The organism is Hymenobacter perfusus (genome assembly GCF_003944765.1).
Classification (GTDB): Bacteria; Bacteroidota; Bacteroidia; order Cytophagales; family Hymenobacteraceae; genus Hymenobacter; species Hymenobacter perfusus.
This window is the reverse complement of record NZ_RWIU01000012.1, coordinates 40,753-63,144: the sequence shown is the minus strand read 5'-3', so window position 1 is coordinate 63,144 and position 22,392 is coordinate 40,753. Positions and strand designations below refer to the sequence as shown.

The window sequence follows — 22,392 nt, the reverse complement described above, 5'->3', positions numbered from 1 at the left end:
AATCAGGAATAGTGGGAGGTGTTCTCAATTAGAATGCTACCTTGGGTATCGCATGTTACTGACTGATTTGATGTGGGCGGAGCTATCTTCACCGCTGCCTGGGCAGGCTGGGAGGTGTAGGGTGAGGGCTACTGACACGCGGGTTTTGAGAAGACAATGCTGTGACAGGAGCGTACTAGGGAATGCGCCAAAAGAGATTGAACTGTTTGTCTTGTACTGAAATTGAGGTGGTCTAGCTAAGCCGGACAGAGTTGGGACGTTGTTTTGAATTGAGTTTCGAAGTGATTGGGCTACAGGTAGCCGAGGGCGGAATGGCGTCGTTCGGCGTCGTAATAGGCGATGTGGTGGCTGATTTCGAGCTTGGCCTCTTCTAGTCCAGGGAAGCTTCCGCCGTCGAGCAGTTCGGCTTTGAAGCGGCTCCAAAACGATTCAACGTGGGCGTTGTCGTAGCAGTTGCCCCGCCGGCTCATGCTTTGCAGCGCGCCGAGTTTAGCGACCAGGTCTTTAAAGCGGGTGGCAGTGTACTGGCGGCCTTGGCCGGAGTGCACCACGAGCCCAACCGGCGGCCGGCGCACCGTCAGGGCGCGGCGCAGGGCCTCGCTGACTAGGCCTTCGGGCATGGTCTCGCGCACATCCCAGCCCACAATTTTACGCGAGCAGCGGTCGAGCCACACGGCTAGGTAGAGCCAGCCGCCGCCTTGGCGGGGCAAGTACGTGATGTCGCCCACCCAGACCCGGTTGGGGGCGGTGGGGACCGGTTGGCCCAACAAACGGTTGGGGGCGGTGGGGACCGGTTGGCCCAACAAACGGTTGGGGGCGGCCCGCACGGCCGGGTCCGAATCGGTGATGCGGGGCACGAACGAGCGCGGCTGCTGGGCGCTGGCCGTGTACTTTCAGCACCCGGCGGATGCGCCAACGGCCCATGCAGTGGCCTTCTGCCTGCACCTCGGCCCGTAGCCGGCGCGTGCCGTAGCGCTGGCTGTGTCGCGCAAACGCGTGGCGCACGGCTGCTTGCTAGACCGGCTCGGACACGGATTGGTCCTGCCGCCGGCACCAAGCGTAGTACGCGCTGGACGCGCACCTCCGGGTCGCGGGCCACTTCCAGGCTGCCCACCTCGGCCACCACCAGCGCCTGTTGCTAGCGATAGAGTAACTTCGGACTGGTGCCCAACTGCTGGGCCGCGGCCTGGGTGCTGCGGCTTTCGCGGGCCAGGCGCAAGGCTTCAGCCTCGAAGGCCTCGTCGTATTTGCGTCGTTTATCGGGCGACGACCCGCTCTTTTTTGCGGTCATAACAGAAGGAAGATGCGTCCTAATTCTGTCCGGCTAAACTAGACCACCTCAATTCATCGTATCGCGTTCACGAAAAGGGTGAATTCCCTTAGCGTGCTATATTTTCCGTTTTCTGAGAGGTCCCCAAAGACGCCGGCAGCAGGTCACCGGCAGTGGGCGCGGGCGGGGTGGATTGTGCGAGCGCGGGCAGCGCGGCTATACCTAAGGCCAGGTGGCCAAGCACTCCCCAGTGGGGGGCACACACCCGCCGGGCAAACCGGGCGAACAACCCGGTTGCAATACGAGATACCATGAACAGCAGGAATAAACGTTATTCGATAGGAAAGGAAAAAAGGTAATATGACCGGCTTGCAGTACAGCTACAGATCGCTTATCCACAGACAACACCCGTCGCAAAGCAGGGTGAAGGTCGCAATAAAGTACTAAGATTAGCACACCCTCTGTGCTTTCTTTTGATTGGCAAGTACTCTTCGGACGGGTGAGCGGACCGGGTACCGTGGTTGCCATTGGCTACGCAACTGAGTTCTGGCACCCGTTGTGATTCAGTTTAATAGATAGGACACGTGCATCCGATCAATGCAGTGTTTCGAGTGCTGATTCACCTTTAAGAGGGATGTCCATCAGTGTCCATAGAACATTGGCTATTGGTGCTATTTGTTCAATAAAATGGTCGTGGCTGTTGCAGAAGTGCTAGCCGGCAAGGTCCTGAATTCGTAGCGGGAAGATGCAAGGCAAGAAATGATTTCTTGATAAAGAGGTGGTCCGCTTTTGGCTTAGCGAGCGGGTACCGCCCCATAATCTCTGCCGCCGGCTGGCCGAGCTCGTCGACTGGTCGTTTCTCTACTCGGAAATGCAGGCACTTTACAGCCACACCGGGCAGCCCTCGCTCGACCCGGTCGTGTTCTTTAAGCTCGTGCTGGTGGACCGGCTTGAAAACCTGGTCAGCGACCGCCGCCTGGTCGTGGGCTGCGCCCTGCGGCTGGACATCCTCTGGTTTCTGGGCTATTGGTTAGACGAGCAATTGCCTTGGCACTCGGCCGTGAGCCATACGCGGCCGCTGTTTCCGGCCGCTGTCTTCGAGCGTCTGTTCGACCACGTCGTTGCCCAGTGCGTGGCCCGGGGCCTAGTAGCGGGCGACACGCCGGCCGTCGATTCGGCCCCCGTCAAGGCCAACGCCTCGCTGGATAGCCTGGCCGAAAAGCAGGCACAGCAGCCCCAAGCACCATACCGGGCCGGCGCAGGCCCGCCACGTCGGGCACCGTCGGCGCCGCCCCTTATCACGGCGCCCGCACATCACTTGCGCCGCGAAGCCGCCTGGCAAGCCAAACGTCGGGCCGAACCTGGGCCCTGGGCGCGCAGCACGAAAAAGCGCGTTTGCTCAGCAACAAGACGCAGTATAGCCCCACCGATCCCGACGCGCGCATTTCCATCAAGCCCGGCAAGGACCGGGACCTCAACTACCTCTGCAGCCTGGCTGTGGACACGGCCTGCGGCGTCATCAGCCACGTGCAGGCAGATTTTGCCGACAGCCGCGATAGCTTGCATTTGCCCCGCTTGCTCATCGGGCTGCAGGGGCGCTTGGGCGCTAACGAGTTGTGCTTACGCGACCTGTTGGCTGATGCGGGCTACGCCAACGGTTCGAACTATGCTCTGCTCGAAGAGCACACGGTGACGGCCTGAGTACCGGTCTTTTGCCAGTATAAGGCCGAAATCGAGGGCTTTACCTACAACGCTCCGCAAGACGTCTACCACTGTCGGGCGGGCAAGGTGCTGCCCTTTCGCAAGTACGACACCACCACCGACGGCCAGTGGCTTACAATCTACTGGGCCACCTGTCAAGACTACTAGCAGTGCCCCTTGAAGCCCACCTGCGTGCCCGGGGCTAAGCGCAAGCAACTCACCCGCACGATTTACGACGCCCTGTAGAGCCGGGCCTGGCAGCGCCAGCAGAGCCGGCGGAGCCAACGCATACGCTGGGTCCGCCAAAGCACCGTGGAGCCCGTCTTCGGCAACCTGATTCATCACTACGGCCTGCGGCGAATGAACGTCAGGGGCCACGCTGGGGCCCACAAAACCATGCTGCTTACGGCCGTCGCCTACAACCTGAAAAAGCTGCTCAAGTGCCAGCCGCAGTTCCAAGTGAGCGCCGCCATGGCCCTGCCACAGCCGCTTGTAGCCGCTAAAAGGAGCAATCAGCGGCGAAAGAGCCGTTTCGCAGCGGCCATGTGGGTTTCGGCACCGCGCTTCCGGGCCAGGGCAACTAGGTAACCCGAGTTCTGCAACAGCCACGGTTTTATAAGTGAACCCTCGACTGAAGCAGGTATCTTCCGAATCAGAGCCTATACTTCGTGTTTCGGGTTGCTAATCTGGTAGTATGCCAGCACATACAAACAGCCCCACTCGCGTGCGGGTGGGGGCTGTTGTTACAATAGGTGCCGCTCTACTGCTCCGGCCCACACACCTGTAAGCCGGAGGAGCGAGGCAAACCTAGGAACTTTCTGCTACTTCCGCCGGTAGAAATAAAGTAATACTTTACTTTCGAGCATGAAACTGCGTGAGCGTTACCGTCAACTTCAGGATCCCGCCGTGGTGAAAGCCATGGTAGTGCGGTCCGTATACGCCTCTATGGCCCTTGAAGAGCAGACCGTGTCGATTGAGCGTCTGGAAGCACTTTACGAGCAGACCCGTCTTACTCCTGCTACAGGGGCCGCAACTGGCCGCTGATCAACTGTTGAAGCGAAGTCAGGTCGTAATTATCCGCCTGTCGAATCGCGTGTAAGTATCGAGTGCGGGCATTGCCTTGCTCCCGCTGGTATAGAACTACCTCTTCGTAGCCATAGGAATAGGCCAGCAGGTTGGTGAACAGGCGGGCAGTACGGCCGTTGCCGTTGGTGAAGGGATGAATGGCCACCAGACGATGGTGCGCATAAGCCAAAAGGCCGGCTACCTCATCCTGCGTGGGTTCATGGCCTAACAGCAGCTGGCGGTGGCGCAGTTCGTCGATGAACTCGTAGAGCAACTGAGGAACCCGCTGGGCTGCTGGCGGCAGGTAAGCCCCGACGTTGGGCACCTGTGTGCGCCATTGCCCGGCCCAGTCGTAGATATGGCCGAAGGCGCGCCGGTGCAGGTCCTGTAGCAGGAACACCGAGAGTTCAACCGGGTAATCCAACTCTTCCAGCAAGTAGCGCTCCACCGTGGTCACGCCCAATGCTTCCTGTTCATTGAGGGCGTCTTTGTTAGTTATCCCCAGCAGGTTATCCTCGGGGGCGTCGGTATAATGTCCCATGAAGGCAAAGGTAAACAGCTGACCACGCGCTTAAGTAAGCACTGCACGGACATATTACCGCGGCGCATACGGTAGCCTGACTCATTAAGCTCAGGAGCAATCCAAGACAAGAGCCCCACATACCAATCCTCGACAGTTGGTGTGTGGGGCTTAAGGGATGCGCCAAAGCTACAAGCTGTGAATTACTTACTTACCTGGCTGATGTTTATGCGGCTTCAGATCCGGGTGCTTTGGTTGATATTCCGGGGTAACTCTTCTTCTTCTATCAGGGGTACCATCTTCCTTGTTGGGTTTGGGGCCAGGTTTGATCGACATACTGAGTAGGGTAAAAGGTGAATGGAAACTATTTCATCATAGAGTTAAATATAAGGTGTTTATCGGTGTAAAAAATTCATTATTTAGTAAGACTAAAAAAAATAGCATAAGTAATAGATTCGGGGGCTGATATAGGTCTTTCAATACTCCAAGTTGTTGATGTTTTTCCAAGCTGATGAACTTGATCCCGTTGCTGAGAAGAAAAACCATCAGACTTTTCTATCCTGACACACTCTCATCCGCAACAGCAGTCCAACGACTCAGTAGTCGTCTCACCGCAGTTGCACTGAATTCTTTACCCCGGCGTGTGCGGTAGTCCCCATTCGTTAATTCCTGAGCGATCTGTTGTAGTGTATGCCCCTGTTGGCGGAGTAAAACGGCCAACCTAGTCGCCTGCCGATTTTCCTTATTCTCCCGGGCGTTCTGCTGACGCACCGCCTGACCGTACCGAATGGCATCAACTGTCAGGTTAACGGGCATTCCAAGCGCTACCCCTCGGGCTTTAAGAGCAGCCAGTGCCTCTTTGGTCCGTTTGCTGATCAGCTCCCGCTCGTGCTGGGCCAGGACAGCAAAAATGCCTACGGTCAGTGTGTTGGCGTCGGGCATATCGCAGCAGACGAAATCCACACCCGAGTCGCGGAGGGCAAAGATGAAGCCGGCGTTACGTGAAAGACGATCAAGTTTGGCGATGAGCAGGGTAGCATTAGCCCGACGAGCGTGTGCAATAGCGGTCAGCAGCTGCGGCCGTTGATTTTTCTTGCCACTCTCCACCTCTGTGTAATGATCCAGCACTTGCGCCGGGGCACGGGCATACTGGGCCACTGCATACTGCTGGGCTTCCAGTCCTAACCCGGAGATGCCTTGTTTGGTGGTGCTGACTCGGTAATAAGCAACGTACTGCTTCATGGCAGCAAATTATCACCGATTTATCATTTTACAAACGCCCGTTTATAAAATGATAAATCACTTCTCTCCATGTCATCCAAACAGTATAAAACCATAATTCGACCTTACTGCACAGAGTCTATTTTAGCACAAACGCAACTGGTGAGATATACTAAAACAGACTACGTATGCAGAGGCGAAGGAACCTTCTGCCGGGCCACTTGCAGCTTGTTATACCCTGGAAGTCTATCCTTGAGCTTACGTTTGCTTCACTTGAATTTCCTGTCAACGTCACCCCTTTTTTGTAGCGCTATATTTTCCTGATTTCTACCCAAGCAATACAGGAACAACTAACACTACAACCCCTTTTCTGTAGTCATATGCTATAGCCCTTACCTCACCTACTTCTTCCCTACTGCCCATTGCGGCTGCAGAAAAAAAACACCAGCCCATATGACTACAAAAAGAGGGTCTCCCTTTCAGCATTCGCTGTACCACTAACTACTTGTCGGTAAGTCAAGTATCCCTTTGCCTAAGATATATGACTACAAAAAAGGGGTCACCCTTACTTCTCGTTTACAACTCATGGGCTCCTAACGAACTCAAAGCATTGCCTTCTGACAACTTTTTACTTTCACTCAAAAAAACGACTCAAGAAACTAGTTGTTTTCTTCTTTTAAAGAAGTTTACTTAGTTTACTTGGCTCATAACTATTTGAAAATCTTTTATTTACACACTTAGATTACTACAAAAAAGGGGTTATATGACTACCAGAAAGGGGTGAGTTGCTACAAAAAGAGGGTGATGTAACTACCAGAAAGGGCTTATCAATGCTTGATATGCCTACAAAAAAGGGGGTATATGACTACATTATGCATAATGTGTAGCATAATGTGATGCAGATGCTTAGCTTGGCATTATGAAACAGAATGCTTTGGTAAAGGTAGACAACGCGGTACATCCCCTGATTGTCCAGCACAATGCATTGATTAATGCCCGCTTTGAGCTCAACACTACTGAGTCCCGTCTGTTTCTGGCGCTACTTAGTCGTATCGGCCGGGACGATACGCAATTTCAAGTGTGCCAGATCCCGGTACGGGAGCTCATGGCGCATAGCTCGAGCAACTCTACATACGATCTGGTACGCAAAACCCTTAAGCATTTTGCTTCCCGTACCTTGTTGATTGAGAAGCTGGATGCTACTGCCCGTCGCAATAACAAGCCCGATTTCTCCATTCTGCCCCTGCTGGCCTTTGCTGAGTATAAGCATCGCGAAGGCGTCGTGGAGGCCCGCTTCAATGATCTGCTGATGCCCTACCTGCTGCAGCTACGGGAAAACTTTACCAAGGCGCAGCTCACTGAACTGCTAAAGCTTAAAAGCAGCAACGCCTACCGTATCTACCTGCTGCTGCGGGAGTATGCCGCTTTCGGCAAGCGGGTGATGGCAGTAGCAGATCTTAAAAGTATTCTCGGGGTAGAGGAGGAATATGATCGGTTCACCAACTTCAAAGCGCGCATCCTAGATCGGGCCAAGAGTGAACTGGCCCAGACAGACATGGCATTCACGTACGTACTGGAAAAGCAGGGCCGCACAATCACACACATCTGCTTTTTATTCAAGCCCACCGGCACCGCTCTACCAGTTCATCCGGTCCCTGAAACTGACTGGGAAGCTACGCTGCTGGAGGCCGGAATCGCAGTTAAAAGCTTGGCGAGTATCAAGACCCAGCTGGAGAACGGGTACTACGACGAAGGTTACATCTATTTTGTGGTAGCGTATGTTCGACGGCAGGCGGCAGCCGGGAAGGTAAAGAAGGTGGGAGGAGCTATTTATAAGTCGTTAGTCGAGGGGTATCTGCTGGAAGACTACCGTCGCCAAGTACGCAGAGGCAGAGCAGAAGAGCCGACGCGTGGGCCAGCCAAGCCGGTGTTATCGTTACAGGAGCGGCACACACTCGACGATATTCACGCCATGTACGAGACGATGCAACAGCGTAAGCTTATTCCGGACGAGACATTTGAGGAGAACGTAGCCAGGGTGTGGCTTTCTGCCGGCTTCCGCCAGGAAACTGATGCGCAGGGTATCCAGTGGCTGATTAAGCCCTGAGTCCATCTGTTAGAATCCGCTTCCTCCCCTACTAGAATAGAAATTTTATTCTTGTTGTAAGTTCGAACTCGTATGCTGTTGCATGTAAACTAATAAGTATATATGAATTACTCTAATATAATGAGAAGTAAGCAAAAGATAATGAGCACATTATGATAATAAAATACACCTATTTCAGATCCTAAATTTAGGTATTAAAATAGGTGTGTACTTACACCTATATATAGGTGTAAGTACACACCTATTTGTTATGAGCTATATGTGCTTTCCGTACTTTTTCTGCTCCCGCTGAATCTTCTCTTGGATTGCTTCCAGAAGCCAGTCCTGCGTTGAGATTCCCAACTTTGGGCTGGTCGGCCTACGGGGGCGCTTTGCCCTCAACTCATCAATGACTGTTAGAGTAGAAGCAGGGAGCTTAATGTTGAAGTTTTTGAGTTTGACCTCAGTCACTTCAGAAGTCAGCGATGAACTTCCCCGGTTGATGACGGCTTCAATCTTCTTTTCATCCGCAGCCGGTACGGCAGGTATTGTTGCGGGCGCTTTGCGAACTGGGGGCTTAGAGATAGCCATACTAGTGCGTGACGTGGCGAAATAATACGTTAAGCTCGGCAACGGCTTTCTCATCCGTCGGGGTGTATTCAAACACAGACAAGCCCTTACTGGCTGCCGTAGCAAATGCCTTGCGGTTGACAACCGGAAAGTCCACGAAATTGAGTTCTTCGTTCTCTCGCAGTACCTCCATCGCCTCTGCGTTATCTATTCCCCGCGTATCAGCCTTATTCAGAAACGAAAAAGTCTGTAAAGGACTGGTCCGCACGTCCTGTACTTCGGAGAGCAGAGACAGGACTTTTGAGAGTGTCCAGATTTCGTACGAACGGGGCGCGAATGGTAACAGGTATCGATCAGACACGAACAGTGCTGCTCGTTGGCTGGATGTATCCCGCCCCCCTGTGTCAATAATGATGTGGGTATACTTAGGCTTAAGCAGTTCTACCTGGCGACGAACAAGTGCGCCGGTTAACTGCACCAAAGTGTAGCCCAATTCTCCATTCCTCGTTTCTCCCCGCCACGCAGTAAAGTCAGATGAGCTTTCCTGCTCATCCGCGTCAACCAGTAAAACATCATGCCCTTGGCGGGAAAGCCAGACTGCCAAATTAGTGGAGATAGTAGATTTGCCAGTTCCACCTTTTATTCCTCCTACGGTGATTACCATATGATTACTGTTGATTTATAGGTGTGAAAGAAGGTGTTATACAAGGTGTGTCCCGCAAAGAAATGAAAATAATATTCAAGGTGTAGAAAAAGGTGTGCTTCTTAACCTTGAACAAAACCTGTTTTAACAGCTGCTAGCAGGTGCAATTATACAGGATGACTTAAATAAAACAAAGCATCAATACGGGTGTAATTACAGGTGAGATAAAAAGTGTATTTCTACACGTGTTTTAAGGTGTAAAATCAGCGCTTCATAACAAGACTGTACTCCTGTCAGGAAAAGCTGCGCTTTGCCGGTAACCATTCTGTAACTGCGGAGAAAGTGGGTATACTGCCTCGCATCTAATGGGCTTGGTTCAGGAGTTATCGGGTCTTGGCTGGTACCAGTGCCGTAGCATTGGCCTCCCAGGAAGCTATCGGCAGGCGAAGGTGAACGACTACTGGCCGGCCGGCCCGCTGAATGAAATACATCCCTGGGTCCTTTTTCAACGTTACGTCGTGGCGGGCAGGCAGCCAATCAACGACCAAGTAACTGCGCGGACCGGGCGAGGTTGGCGGGCCGTCAGGATGAGGCCCAACCCAGGCAACACAGTGTCCACAGCCCAACGTTAAGCAAGCGAGCCCAGTACTGCTCATCAGACGTTCCTAGCAAGATGAGCTGTTAAGTGGGCTTGAGAAAATGATTACCAGCCCAGATGAGCAAGCCGCCGGCGATGCGGGTGGGCCAAGCAGAAGAAACCGTCTGGGGCATCGCGTAGCGCCAGGTTTACGCGTAGAGCAGCTCCACGCCGGTTGGCACGACCAGCAGCCCGCAGAGAATCAGTCCAGCCAGTCGCAGGTAATGCAGTATGCCCTGGGCCAGAGGACGGGCCAGCCAGAGAGCCCCGCCCATCAGCACGGCCTGCAGGCCCGGGTGCAGACCCTAATTATAGGCCAGAAAAAAATACTACCGACAGCATAATGAGCAAGGTGAGGGCTTGCTGATCAAGTTTGGAACGTTCGGTAAAGCTCATGTGAAGGAATTTAAGTTGGAAAGTACATGCAATGAATGCTTTACCGAAGTAGTCGGCTGGATACACGAGGTTTAGGGCAAAGCCGTTGGCAGGTTATCAACAGCAGCTTACAGGTAACTTGGATGTACCCCGCTGGCCAGCTTTTGTGTCGTCTCAGCCAATCGTTCCTCACGGGTATCATCCATATTAATGCACCAGTCAATTGCGACTGTGACATACTTCCACTGAACCATGAGCGCATCCAGCGGCGCAATGTATGTGGGTCGGGTCTCTTCCAAAAAGCTGGAAAAAGCGGAGTTTTTCAACAGGTTTTCTGCTTTACTCCTATTATTCGTCTTGAGAAGAATCTTACCGTCCTTCGTAACCATATATACGGTCAGCATTTTAACCAACGCAAACCGCTCCATATTCCACTTCTCCCAGGCCGTAATCATCAGGCCATGGTGCATTGCAGCGTCCGCGACGAGGCGTACTATATTCTCGAGTTCACCCACTTGATGTTCTGGATATCGTCTGGATCGTTCCTGAAAGACGAGGAGCACAAAAGCTACTGCATTCATGTAGGCAGCATGTCCCACCAAGCCTAAGGATTCGAAGCGTTTGACTGCGTTGATAATATCCCTGGTGACATGTTCCAGGCGATCATTAGTCGGTGCATTCATATAGAAGAAGAAATTTGCTTGGGCAGCACTCAATTGTGCCGTGGCTTCCCGTAAAGCATTCTGCTCGATTTCCCTATGGATTAGTTCTGCTATCTGCTTAACCAGCTTTTCTAAGAGTATAGCCACCTCACTCTTACCCGGGGGAAACAGTTGATCCATTAATTTGCCCCCTAGCCATTTCAAGGCACCTTCACCTATCGCAGTTCCTATAACTGTAAGCGTAATCGGTTCGAACAGCTTGGTTGTTACCAGGAACTCGGCAGGTTGTCGGAGCCGGGAGATGTTGCCGTGAGAAACGTAGGAAAGCGTCACTTTTTTTCTGCGTCGCATATCAAGTGAGTAAAGAAGAGAAACAAGTGTAGGCTACACAAATTGCTTGGCTACTTCCAGCATCAGTACCAGGCCGAACAGACCGAGGCCGCTAAGCCAGATGTAGCGCATCAACCCGGCTGAAAGTACCCCTGGTAGGTGTAACTCGTGCAATGATACTTGCGGCGGCCATGACTACTACCATTCCGGCGGACGGGTTGCGCTACCCAGGCCTGCGTCAGCCGCGCCTGCATACGCCGCAGCATGCGTTAGCAGCCCGGATGAAAGAGCAATTTGCCAAACAGGCGTATTAGAGTGCAACAGGTATTGGACAATCCAAACAGTGGAGTACCCTGGGCAGGCATTCAGTCATCGTCTTTGGGTAGTCGGCCACCATTAGCTATAAAATACACACTCATCCTCTTTGAGTAATTGAGCATCGTCTTTGGCATTTAACACATACTTGCCGCCACATCCGTGAGCGGAGGTATTCCACCCGGCCAATACGCGTTCGTTGATGCCTACGTACGGGTCATGCTGTGTCCACAGTATAGCCAGCTACTGCGACCGCTGTCAGCAGGGCCTGAGGCTAACTAACACGCGCAACGCACATCTCTCCTTCGCTGACCAACAAGGGCAGGAAGGCCACCGCCGGGGTGCTTTTTGTTACTGCGGCCTGATTTGCTTAAATATATCTTTGTCCAGGGTCGCTTCAAAAAAGCCGGCTGGGAAGGCTAAATGGAGCGTTATTTCCCCCTGCCAGAGAAGTTGATTGGGAGAGTATTGACAACGAGTGTATTCAGCAAGGGCTACAAACTCCTGCGGCTTGCTCGTGTGATCTGCATGGTCCCAACGAGCTGAAAAATGCGTTGCCGGGAACCGGTGTCTTCTGTAGACGGCTCCCAGCTGCGTATAACTGGCTTCTTCATCTACAGTGGGAAAGCGGATTCCCAACCGGCTCTCCATTTTGACCCAGGTCGGGCTACTCAGATTTAGTATGACGTACTTTTCGTACGGAAAAGCCTTCCGATCGACGGCATTGTAGAGCATGTCCACCGCTACGTCACACTTCCACCGATTGGATACCTGCTCAATGATATAACCAATGACTGTCTTGCTGACACTATGCGGATCTTGAACAGGAGTTCCGGTTAGCTGGTGGCCAGTACCCAAGACTTTTAGCCGCAATGCCGAAGCGGAAGACGTTTCAAAATTCATACGGAGGAACAAGCGCCGTTGTACTTGACCATACTCCAGTCGACAATCGGTGGTTGTCCCAAAAGTAGCCGTTTTCTTTTATAGGGCAAATTTGCCCTTAATGCGCTGCTGCCGCATCCATTGCTATGGGGTAAGATTAGGTGGAAATCAGCACGCGTTTCCACCTGTGACCCGATACTATCGGTATGTCCCGCCAGCTTAACGTGTCACCGGTACCTGACTGTCCGGGTTTTTACAAGGAAGTAGGCTGAAAACAGAGAAGACTCCCATGTAACTGCACAAGGCAGAGAAGTAAAAACCGGCCACTCATGCACTGCTCCCCTACCGATGTACTAGGAGGGTAGTGCATGAGCGAGCGGTCTTGGAATAGCTGGCTAGGTCTTAGGCGGTAGTAGTAGGATACGAAAGCTGGTGCCCGCACTGGATGACGACCTAGGACCTTACGCTTCCGGATCAGGGGGTAAGAGCGTCAACTGGTGCTGCACGGCCTGCAGACTTTGCTGAATAGAGCACCGCTCGGCGGCAGAGAGACTCGTAACGGTTAGTAGCTGCTCGAGGGTGGCCACGGACAGCAAGAGGCGGGCACGGGAAAGGGGCGCAGAAGACGGGGTCACTTGGCCGGTTTGGGATTGCTGAGCGTTTTCCGCCTGCCGGACCACGTACGCATTGGCCAGCAGAAAGGCCTCGATGATCTTTTTGTCGGGGACATCAATGTAATGCAAGGTGGTTCGCATCGACCGGTGACCCATCCATTTCATCAACTCCAGCACGCTCATTTGGCCGCTGTTGTATAAAAAAGTTACCAGCGTCGCCCGGGCGCGGTGGCTGGTAATCGGGCCGTGCGCGTCATGAGTGGGAATGCCTGCCTTGCGGCACAGCAGCGGAATCAGACGGTGGTTAAGGTAGGTGCGCCCGATGGTGGCGCCCCGTCGCGTAAACAGGAAATCGGTCAGTTCCCCGGTTTTCGGGTCCGGCTGGGGCGGAGTGGCCGGCCGCAGGTTTTGCCAGGCCAGCAGCAGCTCGCCCACGACCTGGGGAACCGGCTTTTCAAAAGCTCGTCCGGACTTGTGCCTGGGCACGCGCAGGTAACAGGCACCGGGCACCTCGTCCTGCAGCTGCCAGGCCGCGTAGCCGCTGGTTTCGGGCAAGCGCCGCACACAGTTCACCGCGAGCCGTCCGAGCTCGTCGCTTCTGAGGCCCGTCAGCAGCCAGGTCGTGGCCAGAGCCTGCACCATTTCATGCGGGTAATGTACAAGGCGCTCTGTCGTGCGCCCGTCCGAGCGAATCAGAGGCGAGTAGGCCAGATCCTGTGCCGTCAGAGCGGCGCTGGCCTGGCGCAGCTTTAGCCAGACATGGGGCTCCAGTACGCGAGGCTTGATGTTGCACTGGTCCCGGATAGAGCGCGGGGTAGCCAGCAGACGTTGGGGGCTAAACAAGGTGGGAAGCCAGCGCCACTCCTGGCAATCGGCAAAGAAGCGGCGCAGGCAGTTCAGCAGCTGAGCACGGGAAGCCGGTTTCATATCCCGCTCGGCAGGGCCGTATCGCCCGGCGATGGCTGGGTGCATCCATTGGCCCATTTGCATGGTTTTGACGGCCGCCACAAACCGCAGGGCAACGGGACCGGTCCACTGCTCGGGTGTGGGTACTCCGGGCTGGCAGGCTGACCATCTGGCCGCCTTAGCGGCTGCCACCAGCACCTGATTGCGCACGCCTACGTTGCAGCTCTCCACCGCGGCCCAGCGCTGGATCAACGTCTGCCAGGCCTCAGGCAGGCTATCCTGCACGCCCAGGAGCACCGGCTTCTGGCGGGGAGCGGCGACTAGGGCCTCAGGCAGCAGTCCCAGGCCCTGCAGAGCCTTGGAAAGCAGCAGGCAGGCCCGCCGTAGGTAAGGTAGGGCAATGGCCTGCTCGTACACGCGCTGCAGCACCGGGAGCGTGAGGTCGGTCAGGTGAGGGCTACGGGCCAGCAGTAAGGCCTGGCTCAGGCAGGCGGCCAGCACCGGGGTGCTGCCGCTGGAGGTCCAGCCCCCGCGCTGCAGCTCCGTGCGGATAGTCGCCAGCGCGGTCGCTAGCGCTCCGGGGCCCAGTAACTGGCGGGCGGCGACGGTTACAGGTTGGCTCGGGGCCACGAGCGAGTAGATGGGAACGCCCCCCAGCAAGAAGGCGCAGCACATCAAGTGCTCGCGGACCTGTGCCAGCCGGACTCCGGGCTGACGTGGGCCCAGGGCGCGCGCCATCAGGCCTGCTTGTTTGGTTTTGCCGATCAGGTGAACCCAGCTACTCTCGTCCCAGGCCCACAACGATGTACCACCCTGCTGCATCTGCCACCCCAGCACCTGCACGCAGGCCTGCGTGCAGGTGCTGGGGTGGTGGGCTCCCTCGGGGCCGTATAAGGCCAGGGCGTGACGGACGGGATCCAGAAGACGTGCCAGCGCTGGTCGTTCGGTCTTCCCCATGGGCAGTACGCTATGGTGGAGGGGCTGTACCTTCAGGTAGTCGTCTAGCGCAAGTACTTCCTGCGCAAGCAGGCCCGGCTCCCGGTTAAATTCCAGCAGGCGGGCAGCCCATTGTTCTAAGTGATGAGGAGTATGCATCGCCGGGTCACGTAAGTGGGGTTGCCGAAGGACCGTCCAGGGCGCGCATAGCTGCTAGCATTTTTGCCGCTAACTGGTCCGAGCGCACGTGCAGGTAGCCCATCGTCGTCTGCACGTGTTTGTGGCCGGCCATTTTGGCGATGGTGTACACGTCAACCCCGGCCTCTGCTAGATGTGTGAGGCGTAAGTGACGCATGGTATGGGTTCTGAATTGCGGCAGGCCGCTGCGCAGCCCTACTGCGCGTACGATTTTGCTCCAGGACCAGATGGAGATAGGCTGCCCTGCATTGCGTCGGGACTCAGAGACAAAGAGTGGCTCGCGAGGATGTAGCGGAACCGGCCGAACGGCTAGGTAGGCGTCGTATAGCATTTTCGTCTCCCTAGAAAAAGGGACGCTCCGCTGCAGTTTGTTTTTAGTCGTTTCCCGGCGCACGGTCAGCAGCAGGTTAGCGTGGTCCAGATCGCCTACCTGAAGTGAACAGACTTCTTCCCGGCGTAGTGCCCCATCGTAGGCCAGCCGCAGCATCAGTAGATTACGGAGGGAGCTTTTTTGCATGCGGGCGGAAAGCGCCGCCCATTCCTGCGCATCCGGGATCCAGGCTTCGCACGTCTGCGCCTCGCTGATGCCGCTCGTGTAGTAGGGATGAGTGCAGTGGGGGCTAACGCTTCTGCGAAGCGGGATGGTGGTGCGCTCGCCAGCTTCTACCAGGTAGGTGTAGTAGAGTTTAAGCACGACCAGATGCTGGCGGATAGTGGATTTGGACAGCCCCGTACGGGTGATGTGTCCTTTACGCCATGTCTTTTTCCCCAAGCTATGCTGATACAGTGCCGTGTGCTCCCGCGTGGCAAGCAAGTGATCCACTGGGTGCTGCTGGCAATGGCGCAGATAGTTGGCCAGGATGTGGGCGTACTTAAGTACCGTGTTCCGTGATAGCCCTTCATGCGTGATAATTTGCAGCCAACACGCTACATGAGGGTGACCTTTCAGCGCCGGAAAGCGCGAATAGAGCTCTTCCATAAAAGTGGGGTTATGAAGAATTGAAGATGCTCTAAAGATATAAGTTATATTTATTATTAATATAATGATATTAAACTTAATAGCATTAATTCTTTTTTAATTCCACGGAACAAGTAGTATGTGTAACTTTAAAGTGATATTATTTAAAAATTGACATCCCTATTTGACATAAATATAGATTGTGATAATGCATGATATTTGAGTCATAAACGCCAATATGTATAGGCAAAACTGAATGATTGCCTATGAATGCCAATATATTGTATCTATCTATATAGTTATAAAGTACTATACTAACAAAAATGGCATTATGGTAATTTAACTAAAAAATAGTTCATGAAAAAAGCTGGCCTTTCCCAGGAGTGAACGATTTAGATCACTTCTCCACTACTTGCTACTCCACGGAGGCCCTGTTTACCTCCGTCAACTCATTGCTTTTTACTTTTGTTGACGTTGGCTGAGGCGCAATTCAACCCGACGTAACAGGGTAGAGGGAGCTTCATTTAATGCTTCCGCCAAGGAGAACAGCGTTAATAAGGAAGGGGCTAGTTTTCCGTTCTCTAACTGTGAGATGTACGGGCGACCCAAATTGCTGGCGAAGGCAAGCTCCGCTTGGGTCATGCTCAATTGCTTTCTCGTCTCCTGCAAGACCTTACCAAACAGTTCGATCGTCTCGTCACGCATTGGTCTACAGGATAAAATGAGGTGAGCCTGCCGGAACTACTCTAATGACCCATGCAACTTGCGGCAGATCACGAATCAGGTAGGGTTAGTAGAAGTAGAGAAGTCGAATAGCTCTCGCACATCAATCTGCAGGGTGCGTGCCAGCACAAAGACAGTGCTGAGGCTTGTGTTGATGACACCCCGTTCAATACGACCGATTTGACTGAACTCCAATTCAGCTGCAGCCGCTAAACTCTCTTGTGTATATCCCTTCGCTTTTCGGACTTGCCGTAACCGCAGCCCAAACTGATACAGGCGCTCTTGATCGCGGAGGTATTTCACCTCACAAAAGAGGTTCGTATATGACCGAAATGTTAGGGCAAATTTGCCCTATTTGCTGAATCCGCTACTTTCAGGCTTAGTACCGTACTCGTGGTGCCGCGCGCATTCTACGCCCGAATGATATCTTCTAGCTTGCCTATCCGCTTCCAGGGCTACTACTCAACTAGAAGAGTATCAAAAAGTGTGGGGCAATTGCGGACGCCGACTTTTTAACCACTGTTGGCGCAAGCCCGGCCGCTTACCGCTCGACACAACTGCCCCACGCTTTTTGATGCTCTCCTTGGGTTCTGCTGTCAAGGCTAATAGCCGCAATCGATGCATATTTGGCAGTCCGCTTAACTGCTTTTAGGCCCACAATCCCCTCCTGTAACCATGCGCTCTACCCTACCGTTTGCCCTATTCCTGCTCGGATTGCCCTTCACTGGCTTGGGCCAGGCGTATCGCAGCTCGAACAGTTTTTCCTTTGTGGCGGAGGCGTCAATGGGCAAGTACACGAGCCGACCCTACCGCTGGTCCGTCAGTATACGCTATGAGCCAGCCGATACCACCGCCAAGCTTAGAATATGGGCAGTCCAGTGGGGCAAGCAGGTCGGCGACTTCAAGAAAACAGACCAATTCGCCCAGCGTATCCTGCCCAACGAGTGGCGCACCTATACCCTGGAAGGGAAGCTGACCCCGCAAGCGGACATCGTTTACCTGTACACCGCGCTGGACGGAAATGGCCGCTTTTTCTTCGATAATTTAGTACTGCAAGTGCAGACGCCTGACCAGACGTGGCAGAATGTGCCGCTTAAAAATGGCGATTTTGAGCACTCCCGCACGCCGCTGGCGGGCTATGTCCTGGACCCGCAACTCAAAGGCCACCTACCCGCGGGCGTCGAGGCCGACCTGGTGGCGGGGCAGGGCATGGATCAGAGCCAAGCGCTGCGCCTCACCTTATCGGGTGGCCGGCTGGTGAAAGTGCCGCCGCCTTACGGCCGAAACAAGGCGGCTGGCAAGTACTGTCAGTTGCGGGGCGTGAACCTCTACTACGAAACCTACGGCACGGGCGAGCCCTTGCTGTTGCTGCACGGCAACGGAGAGTCTATCCATTCCTTTAGCCAACAAATTGAGGACCTGGCCCAACAGTATCGTGTGATTGCCGTGGATACCCGTGCCCAGGGGAAGAGCGTGGATACGCTCACCGCCCGGCTAACCTACGAGTTATTTGCCGACGACACCAAAGCTCTTCTCGACAGCCTGCACATCCCCAAAGCCCATATTTTGGGCTGGAGCGACGGCGGCAACACTGGCCTACTCATGGCGCTGAAGTATCCGGACCGGGTGCAGAAGCTCGTCACGATGGGCGCCAACCTGTTTCCTACCACCGAGGCCGTGGACAGCAAGATGCTGCGTCAGAGCGAACAGGCCCGGCAGGCACTTGGGAAAAAAGGCGACCTGCGCAACCAGCGCCTCCTGACGCTGGTTCTTACTGAGCCGCACATGAGCTACGCCGAAATCGAGGCCATCCGGGTGCCCACGTTGATGCTGGCCGGCGAGAAAGATATTATCAAGGAAGCACATTCCAAAGCCATCGCTGCGCACATTCCCGGTGCTCAACTAGTCATCCTGAAAGGCGTTACGCACTATGCGCCGCAAGAGAACCCAACGCTGTTCAACCAAAGCGTTCTGAGTTTTCTGGCAGCAAAATGAGGGAACCTGGCAGGAGCGCGGTGCGAGCCGAGGGCCTGAGATTCCGGGTTTGGTATAGGCGCCGTGAGTTCTGGACTCAATTAGGGTCCGAAGCAATATTACTATGCCGAGCGTCAACTACCCTTTTCTTGAACAGTCAAAAACGAGAAATACGCAGTTCACCTCCGTCCGAAACGGCTTGCTGAATCAGTGCTTGCAATGCCTCGTGAAAACGGCGCGTTTCCGACTCGAAGCAGGACGTGTTGACGGCCAACAACTGAGCCGCGAACAAAGGGACATCTTCCACCACCATTTCCTGTTCATCGCCCCAACAGCCTGTTAGCAGATGGTACGGCAGTAGCAGCCCCTCCCATCTTCCCAGCGGCCCCGGCGGAATAGCGGTCAAAATGGCATTGACGTGCCCTTCCCACGCATTTATAGTACCGCTAGAAGGGCCCGTTAGCGCAAAGACCACCTCCGGTTCACCCTCGTACCCGCTATAAAAATCGGCTTTGGTATTTTCCATCAAGGCAAAAGAAGGGCGCCCTTTCAAATATAGGGCGGCGTAGGGCTCAACTCTAAACGCTCCTTAAACTGAACGCAGCGTCTACCTTGCCACCGTTTAGCTGAACAGCGGATAGACTCCACAATGCGATACAAGTCAGGTTTCTGAGCCCTTATGTAGACCATCCGGCCCATCTGCCATCAGCGGAGGTTCACCGCCTGTTTTAATGGGTTAGCATTTCCCATAAAGTACTGCTTGTTAATCTGTAGATTGCCGATAATATCGCTCATGAGATTGCCTTTATACGCGCTCAGCCGGTTTTTCTCTAGAATGATGCGGAACTGGTACACGTTACTGTCGTCCACATACGCCAAGCAAAAGCCATTGTATTTCCTGCCCTTCGCCCGTAACCCGACGCTTCGTTCGATGCCGAAATCGTGTTGAAATATCAACTTTGTGACGGTATCGACTTTAGCCTGTTGGAATCCGGGGAAGGCTGTTTTTACCAGTTTGTAGGCAAGGCTTGGATAGTCCAAGGTGGGACTATCTTTTGCCCAACGCGTGAAGGTGACCCGTTCGGTGCTGTCGGGGGTATCGGGAGGCAACAAGACCAACTCTTGACCATCATCTTCTAAATGAGATGCCCAAGCAGGAGGAACACAGATAATTTCCTGACCAGACTCAAACACTGACCAATTCGCTAACGCCGGACTCTCTTTTCGTTCTATGTTAAAAGACGTCACTTCAAGTGTGTCTCCTGGCAATCGATTGATTCCTTGCACTTTTTCTTCGCTGACGGTTGGTCCGCATTGCGTACAAATGGCAATCAAGAAGCAGTGTAGCAGTACGCGAAGGCGAGTGTAAAGAAGGAAAGTCATTTTAGACAAGTAAGGACTATTTACAAAGGTCCGTTAATATCATTCACTCCTTTCGTTATTCGGACCGTGGCTGTTGCAGAACTCACCAATGACAAGTTTTAAGCGGGCCGACGAAGGCGGACACGGCAAAAAAGGCACCGCCCTACGCTTGTTAGGGTACCTCGGGTAGAGCTAACGGGATAATGGATACGCCTCGGCGAGTTCTGCAACAGCCACGACCGTTAATCCGAACGGTAAAAGCCGTTGAGTTCCTCTGCAAGACTGCTTTTTCAGACTCACCCTTCGATGTAAAATACAAAGGACATATTAGCGGTTGCTGGGGCGAGCAAGTCTTCGTTGTCAAACCAGTCAAGATGCCAATGCTCACCAGTCGATAGGTTGGAAAGGCTTTCCAGAAAGGCAGTCAATTTTAGGAACGCTTGTGCGTCCCCCGAAAGCGTGAAATCTGAACCATCTATCTGGACGGTGACAACACCATTCGAATGGACCACAGGTTCGACCACCACCTGCTGCATGGGTACGGGGTAATACGGTTCCGGTAGGAGCTTAAGAAGGAATACCCGCCTTGAAAGTCCAGTGAACGGTTCCGTGAGGTTGGCAAACTCGGCACGGGTGCCCCAAATGCCAATTTCGTACTCCCCTTGATGCAAGCTGGTTTTGATGGCTATTTCGCACATATCTCGGTGGCTAATTTAAAGCCCCGCTTGCTATCCCGACCGCTTTTGTAGACGATTAGGCTATAGTACAGTCAAGTCTATTAACGGCTCGTTCCCACCTTGGGCACGCAGCTGCTCGACCGCGGCGGCCGTTAGCGGGCGCTCTGTCGCCAAGGCCTGTGCTAAGGCGTGTTGTCGCGCCACTTCGCGTTGCATTTCCGGCGTGGCGTCCACAAAGGCATTCAATTGGTCCGGGGGCAGCTCCACGCCCGTCACGTCCTGCACGTACATGTCCACCGTATCCCGGGCCGCTGTGGCGCACTGCAAGACGTGTTCTGGTTCGCCGCTCTGCACCAGCGCCAAGGCTTCGCCCAAGGCCACGCAGGCATCAAAGGCATAGGAAGCAAACGGGTTGGTGGTCTCGTCCAAATCCGGCCAGAACCCCTCCAACTGCTCCTGCAAGCGGGCCCATTGGCTCGGCGCAACGGCCTGCTGCGCCCCAAACGCGCACAGGGCCGCGATGGCTGTGCGAAAGACGGGCGCTCCTTTCTCCGGTTCCTCCTGGTCGAACCGCTCCACCGACGGGAGCAGGCGCACACAGGTTAAGGCAGCGAACACCGCCTGGTGCGTGAGGGGAAGCGGCAAGAGTACGGGGCGCAGGTCGTTCATTCAAATCACGTGAGGACCACAAAATAGGCTCCTTAAACTGAATTACTGCGTTTAGGCCACCACCGTTTTCGTGGACTACCTCCCCATAGGTGCTTGGGCCGTGAATCGGTTTTTTAGGCCAGCCAACTCAACAAAAACGAAGTCGGCCTCCCCAAAAACTAGCATGGTACCTGCTCCCCATACGACCACCTTCGGCAGCACCTCGTTCAGGTCAAAGGTGAGGGTGTCAATGCTCGTGTTCTCGCTGATGACGTAACAGGTATGCGAGGCGATACCTAGTCTCTGAAGGGCTTGGCCGATGACGTCTCCCTCAATTCCGGTGACTCGCTCAAGCATACTGTGCTCATAAAAGCTGCCCCCGTGCAGGTCGGCAATCAACTTTTTCCGGTTCTTGGCCGAGGTCACAAATTGCAGGTAACGGTCACGTTTGCTCTTTGTGGCAAACCGGTTGATGACTTTGACTTCTAACGCCAGGTTTTGTGCCATAGAGTAAACTTACCCTCCTTAAACTGAATTGCCGCGTTTAGGCCACCACCCTTTTCCTGAACGCAGCATCAATAGGTGCTTAATTATCTTTGTATTAACACAATCCCCTCTATGAATCCCTTTCTGCTTAATGAGACTGCCATTATTGGCCTGGGATTCGCAGTAATCATCGGGGTGCCAGTGATGGTTGCTACCATCATTGCCTTCATCGCCGTTGCGAGCTTGGCCAGAGGCAATAAACGGATTGTTACTCTGCTCTTGCTTGCTCTTCTTGCCTTTTTGGAGGTCCGTATGTTCCTCCACGAAGCAGGTCCGGCACTTGGGTATTACAATTTCTGAGGCGAACTGGACATTGTACCTACTACCCTGAACGTCATTAAGTGGGATAAATGAACCCTCGGCTTCCGCTAAGGAATCGAAGTAGTGATAGGGTATTACTGCCTCTACTTCTGCTGGATGCGAGTAAACCGTTTTGGCATCGGTATTCATTACTTGCCCCGTGGCGCATTGACAAATCAGGACTTTGTATGTGGGAGTCATAGCGATAAGGTAATGACTGCTGGAACACTCCTGTTTTTGAACGGAGCCCGTTTACGGCCGTACCCTTTATAT

Annotated in this window: 23 protein-coding genes and 3 pseudogenes; 6 read left to right on the top strand and 20 right to left on the bottom strand. The window is 54.0% G+C overall.

Annotated elements, in window-relative coordinates; all coding sequences use genetic code 11:
* Positions 1–290: 290 nt before the first annotated feature.
* The 3 genes and pseudogenes from EI293_RS21785 to EI293_RS21995 all read right to left on the bottom strand — a co-directional run bounded on the left by EI293_RS21785 (position 291) and on the right by EI293_RS21995 (position 1,291).
* Positions 291–857 carry an IS3 family transposase gene (locus EI293_RS21785; RefSeq protein WP_125440672.1) on the bottom strand — a complete coding sequence of 189 codons (567 nt, stop codon included), beginning with the start codon at positions 855–857 and terminating at the stop codon, positions 291–293.
* A 37-nt stretch (positions 858–894) separates the two neighbouring features.
* Positions 895–1,005 (bottom strand): annotated as a pseudogene (locus EI293_RS22710) (IS3 family transposase); the annotation flags it as partial.
* Between the two features lie 133 nt (positions 1,006–1,138).
* Positions 1,139–1,291, bottom strand: coding sequence for a transposase (locus EI293_RS21995; RefSeq protein WP_148103290.1), 153 nt, complete (start codon positions 1,289–1,291; stop codon positions 1,139–1,141).
* Between the two features lie 850 nt (positions 1,292–2,141).
* Between EI293_RS21995 and EI293_RS22705 the strand changes: the two are divergent.
* The 3 genes and pseudogenes from EI293_RS22705 to EI293_RS22700 form a co-directional block, all read left to right on the top strand.
* Positions 2,142–2,378: pseudogene (locus EI293_RS22705) on the top strand (transposase); the annotation flags it as partial.
* A gap of 287 nt (positions 2,379–2,665) precedes the next feature.
* Positions 2,666–2,971, top strand: coding sequence for a hypothetical protein (locus EI293_RS22450; RefSeq protein ID WP_246010772.1), 306 nt, complete (start codon positions 2,666–2,668; stop codon positions 2,969–2,971).
* Between the two features lie 264 nt (positions 2,972–3,235).
* A pseudogene (locus EI293_RS22700) lies at positions 3,236–3,559 on the top strand (transposase); the annotation flags it as partial.
* Positions 3,560–3,989: 430 nt separating this feature from the next.
* On the opposite strand, the gene EI293_RS21765 reads toward EI293_RS22700, so the two are convergent.
* Both EI293_RS21765 and EI293_RS21760 read right to left on the bottom strand, forming a co-directional pair.
* Positions 3,990–4,577, bottom strand: coding sequence for a Fic/DOC family protein (locus EI293_RS21765; protein WP_125440669.1), 588 nt, complete (start codon positions 4,575–4,577; stop codon positions 3,990–3,992).
* A 534-nt stretch (positions 4,578–5,111) separates the two neighbouring features.
* Complete coding sequence (locus EI293_RS21760; protein ID WP_125440668.1) at positions 5,112–5,798, bottom strand: recombinase family protein; 687 nt, start codon at positions 5,796–5,798, stop codon at positions 5,112–5,114.
* 898 nt (positions 5,799–6,696) lie between these two features.
* On the opposite strand from EI293_RS21760, the gene EI293_RS21755 reads away from it, so the two are divergent.
* A complete protein-coding gene (locus EI293_RS21755; protein WP_125440667.1) occupies positions 6,697–7,884 on the top strand; it encodes a replication initiation protein in 1,188 nt (395 codons plus the stop codon).
* A gap of 255 nt (positions 7,885–8,139) precedes the next feature.
* Here EI293_RS21755 and EI293_RS21750 read toward each other — a convergent pair whose 3' ends face one another.
* The 4 genes from EI293_RS21750 to EI293_RS21740 form a co-directional block, all read right to left on the bottom strand.
* The gene (locus EI293_RS21750; protein ID WP_125440666.1) at positions 8,140–8,454 is read right to left on the bottom strand and encodes a hypothetical protein; all 315 of its coding nucleotides are present in this window, start codon (positions 8,452–8,454) and stop codon (positions 8,140–8,142) included.
* A 1-nt stretch (position 8,455) separates the two neighbouring features.
* Positions 8,456–9,097 (bottom strand): AAA family ATPase, encoded by a 642-nt coding sequence (locus EI293_RS21745; protein ID WP_125440665.1) that lies wholly within the window; start codon positions 9,095–9,097, stop codon positions 8,456–8,458.
* A 765-nt stretch (positions 9,098–9,862) separates the two neighbouring features.
* Positions 9,863–9,988: a hypothetical protein gene (locus EI293_RS22540; protein WP_262706541.1), complete on the bottom strand. Its 126-nt coding sequence runs from the start codon at positions 9,986–9,988 to the stop codon at positions 9,863–9,865.
* 228 nt (positions 9,989–10,216) lie between these two features.
* Positions 10,217–11,101, bottom strand: coding sequence for a hypothetical protein (locus tag EI293_RS21740; protein ID WP_125440664.1), 885 nt, complete (start codon positions 11,099–11,101; stop codon positions 10,217–10,219).
* 170 nt (positions 11,102–11,271) lie between these two features.
* Between EI293_RS21740 and EI293_RS22535 the strand changes: the two genes are divergently transcribed.
* Entirely contained in the window at positions 11,272–11,394 is a 123-nt protein-coding gene (locus EI293_RS22535; RefSeq protein ID WP_262706540.1) for a hypothetical protein, read from the top strand.
* A gap of 352 nt (positions 11,395–11,746) precedes the next feature.
* On the opposite strand, the gene EI293_RS21735 is transcribed toward EI293_RS22535, so the two are convergent.
* From EI293_RS21735 to EI293_RS21715, 5 genes are all read right to left on the bottom strand, one after another.
* Positions 11,747–12,298: a hypothetical protein gene (locus EI293_RS21735; protein WP_125440663.1), complete on the bottom strand. Its 552-nt coding sequence runs from the start codon at positions 12,296–12,298 to the stop codon at positions 11,747–11,749.
* Positions 12,299–12,738: 440 nt separating this feature from the next.
* Positions 12,739–14,892, bottom strand: coding sequence for a tyrosine-type recombinase/integrase (locus EI293_RS21730; protein WP_125440662.1), 2,154 nt, complete (start codon positions 14,890–14,892; stop codon positions 12,739–12,741).
* A 7-nt stretch (positions 14,893–14,899) separates the two neighbouring features.
* Positions 14,900–15,910 (bottom strand): tyrosine-type recombinase/integrase, encoded by a 1,011-nt coding sequence (locus EI293_RS21725; protein WP_125440661.1) that lies wholly within the window; start codon positions 15,908–15,910, stop codon positions 14,900–14,902.
* Between the two features lie 438 nt (positions 15,911–16,348).
* Positions 16,349–16,594, bottom strand: a complete 246-nt coding sequence (locus EI293_RS21720; protein WP_125440660.1) for a helix-turn-helix domain-containing protein — start codon at positions 16,592–16,594, stop codon at positions 16,349–16,351.
* 75 nt (positions 16,595–16,669) lie between these two features.
* Positions 16,670–16,915 (bottom strand): helix-turn-helix domain-containing protein, encoded by a 246-nt coding sequence (locus EI293_RS21715; RefSeq protein WP_125440659.1) that lies wholly within the window; start codon positions 16,913–16,915, stop codon positions 16,670–16,672.
* A gap of 372 nt (positions 16,916–17,287) precedes the next feature.
* On the opposite strand from EI293_RS21715, the gene EI293_RS21710 reads away from it, so the two are divergent.
* Complete coding sequence (locus tag EI293_RS21710; RefSeq protein ID WP_125440658.1) at positions 17,288–18,607, top strand: alpha/beta fold hydrolase; 1,320 nt, start codon at positions 17,288–17,290, stop codon at positions 18,605–18,607.
* A gap of 136 nt (positions 18,608–18,743) precedes the next feature.
* Here EI293_RS21710 and EI293_RS21705 read toward each other — a convergent pair whose 3' ends face one another.
* The 6 genes from EI293_RS21705 to EI293_RS21680 all read right to left on the bottom strand — a co-directional run bounded on the left by EI293_RS21705 (position 18,744) and on the right by EI293_RS21680 (position 22,320).
* Positions 18,744–19,112 (bottom strand): hypothetical protein, encoded by a 369-nt coding sequence (locus EI293_RS21705; protein ID WP_125440657.1) that lies wholly within the window; start codon positions 19,110–19,112, stop codon positions 18,744–18,746.
* A gap of 179 nt (positions 19,113–19,291) precedes the next feature.
* The gene (locus EI293_RS21700) at positions 19,292–19,969 is read right to left on the bottom strand and encodes a hypothetical protein (protein WP_125440656.1); all 678 of its coding nucleotides are present in this window, start codon (positions 19,967–19,969) and stop codon (positions 19,292–19,294) included.
* Positions 19,970–20,244: 275 nt separating this feature from the next.
* Positions 20,245–20,646 carry a hypothetical protein gene (locus tag EI293_RS21695; RefSeq protein ID WP_125440655.1) on the bottom strand — a complete coding sequence of 134 codons (402 nt, stop codon included), beginning with the start codon at positions 20,644–20,646 and terminating at the stop codon, positions 20,245–20,247.
* Positions 20,647–20,706: 60 nt separating this feature from the next.
* Positions 20,707–21,294 (bottom strand): DUF416 family protein, encoded by a 588-nt coding sequence (locus EI293_RS21690; protein WP_125440654.1) that lies wholly within the window; start codon positions 21,292–21,294, stop codon positions 20,707–20,709.
* Positions 21,295–21,369: 75 nt separating this feature from the next.
* Entirely contained in the window at positions 21,370–21,780 is a 411-nt protein-coding gene (locus EI293_RS21685) for a hypothetical protein (protein WP_125440653.1), read from the bottom strand.
* 18 nt (positions 21,781–21,798) lie between these two features.
* A complete protein-coding gene (locus tag EI293_RS21680; protein ID WP_125440652.1) occupies positions 21,799–22,320 on the bottom strand; it encodes a hypothetical protein in 522 nt (173 codons plus the stop codon).
* Positions 22,321–22,392 lie beyond the last annotated feature (72 nt).

What these genes read in the sequence shown, in the direction of transcription:
- EI293_RS21995 (WP_148103290.1), bottom strand. Translation starts at nt 1,291, where the DNA reads ATGACCGCAAAAAAGAGCGGGTCGTCGCCCGATAAACGACGCAAATAC.
- EI293_RS21765 (WP_125440669.1), bottom strand. Translation starts at nt 4,577, where the DNA reads ATGGGACATTATACCGACGCCCCCGAGGATAACCTGCTGGGGATAACT.
- EI293_RS21760 (WP_125440668.1), bottom strand. Translation starts at nt 5,798, where the DNA reads ATGAAGCAGTACGTTGCTTATTACCGAGTCAGCACCACCAAACAAGGC.
- EI293_RS21755 (WP_125440667.1), top strand. Translation starts at nt 6,697, where the DNA reads ATGAAACAGAATGCTTTGGTAAAGGTAGACAACGCGGTACATCCCCTG.
- EI293_RS21750 (WP_125440666.1), bottom strand. Translation starts at nt 8,454, where the DNA reads ATGGCTATCTCTAAGCCCCCAGTTCGCAAAGCGCCCGCAACAATACCT.
- EI293_RS21745 (WP_125440665.1), bottom strand. Translation starts at nt 9,097, where the DNA reads ATGGTAATCACCGTAGGAGGAATAAAAGGTGGAACTGGCAAATCTACT.
- EI293_RS22540 (WP_262706541.1), bottom strand. Translation starts at nt 9,988, where the DNA reads ATGGGCGGGGCTCTCTGGCTGGCCCGTCCTCTGGCCCAGGGCATACTG.
- EI293_RS21740 (WP_125440664.1), bottom strand. Translation starts at nt 11,101, where the DNA reads ATGCGACGCAGAAAAAAAGTGACGCTTTCCTACGTTTCTCACGGCAAC.
- EI293_RS22535 (WP_262706540.1), top strand. Translation starts at nt 11,272, where the DNA reads ATGACTACTACCATTCCGGCGGACGGGTTGCGCTACCCAGGCCTGCGT.
- EI293_RS21735 (WP_125440663.1), bottom strand. Translation starts at nt 12,298, where the DNA reads ATGAATTTTGAAACGTCTTCCGCTTCGGCATTGCGGCTAAAAGTCTTG.
- EI293_RS21730 (WP_125440662.1), bottom strand. Translation starts at nt 14,892, where the DNA reads ATGCATACTCCTCATCACTTAGAACAATGGGCTGCCCGCCTGCTGGAA.
- EI293_RS21725 (WP_125440661.1), bottom strand. Translation starts at nt 15,910, where the DNA reads ATGGAAGAGCTCTATTCGCGCTTTCCGGCGCTGAAAGGTCACCCTCAT.
- EI293_RS21720 (WP_125440660.1), bottom strand. Translation starts at nt 16,594, where the DNA reads ATGCGTGACGAGACGATCGAACTGTTTGGTAAGGTCTTGCAGGAGACG.
- EI293_RS21710 (WP_125440658.1), top strand. Translation starts at nt 17,288, where the DNA reads ATGCGCTCTACCCTACCGTTTGCCCTATTCCTGCTCGGATTGCCCTTC.
- EI293_RS21705 (WP_125440657.1), bottom strand. Translation starts at nt 19,112, where the DNA reads ATGGAAAATACCAAAGCCGATTTTTATAGCGGGTACGAGGGTGAACCG.
- EI293_RS21700 (WP_125440656.1), bottom strand. Translation starts at nt 19,969, where the DNA reads ATGACTTTCCTTCTTTACACTCGCCTTCGCGTACTGCTACACTGCTTC.
- EI293_RS21695 (WP_125440655.1), bottom strand. Translation starts at nt 20,646, where the DNA reads ATGTGCGAAATAGCCATCAAAACCAGCTTGCATCAAGGGGAGTACGAA.
- EI293_RS21690 (WP_125440654.1), bottom strand. Translation starts at nt 21,294, where the DNA reads ATGAACGACCTGCGCCCCGTACTCTTGCCGCTTCCCCTCACGCACCAG.
- EI293_RS21685 (WP_125440653.1), bottom strand. Translation starts at nt 21,780, where the DNA reads ATGGCACAAAACCTGGCGTTAGAAGTCAAAGTCATCAACCGGTTTGCC.
- EI293_RS21680 (WP_125440652.1), bottom strand. Translation starts at nt 22,320, where the DNA reads ATGACTCCCACATACAAAGTCCTGATTTGTCAATGCGCCACGGGGCAA.